This is a genomic window from Staphylococcus sp. HMSC070D05 (assembly GCF_001815595.1).
GTDB classification, from domain to species: domain Bacteria; phylum Bacillota; class Bacilli; order Staphylococcales; family Staphylococcaceae; genus Staphylococcus; species Staphylococcus hominis.
The window spans coordinates 1-260 of the sequence record NZ_KV821159.1 but is presented as its reverse complement, the minus strand read 5'-3'; the positions used below and the strand labels follow the sequence as shown (position 1 = coordinate 260).

General features: G+C 29.2%; 1 protein-coding gene. It reads left to right on the top strand.

What is annotated here, in order from left to right; all coding sequences use genetic code 11:
* On the top strand, positions 1–260 hold a 260-nt coding region (locus tag HMPREF3046_RS10275), incomplete at both ends, for a GNAT family N-acetyltransferase (RefSeq protein ID WP_141755538.1).

The following is a 260-nucleotide window of genomic DNA, read 5'->3' as shown; positions in this document are numbered from 1 at the left end:
GAATATTCTATTATGTCTTATTGGTTTGAAGAGCCTTATGAATCCTTGACGGAACTTCAACATTTATTTGATAAGCATTTATTAGATGAATCGGAAAGACGTTTTATTGTTGAAGATGAAAATCAAGTCGTAGGTATTGTTGAATTAGTAGAAATTAATTACATCCATCGTAATTGTGAAATACAAATAATTATTAAACCTGAGTTCAGTGGTAAAGGTTATGCAAAATTCGCATTCGAAAAAGCGATAAATTATGCATT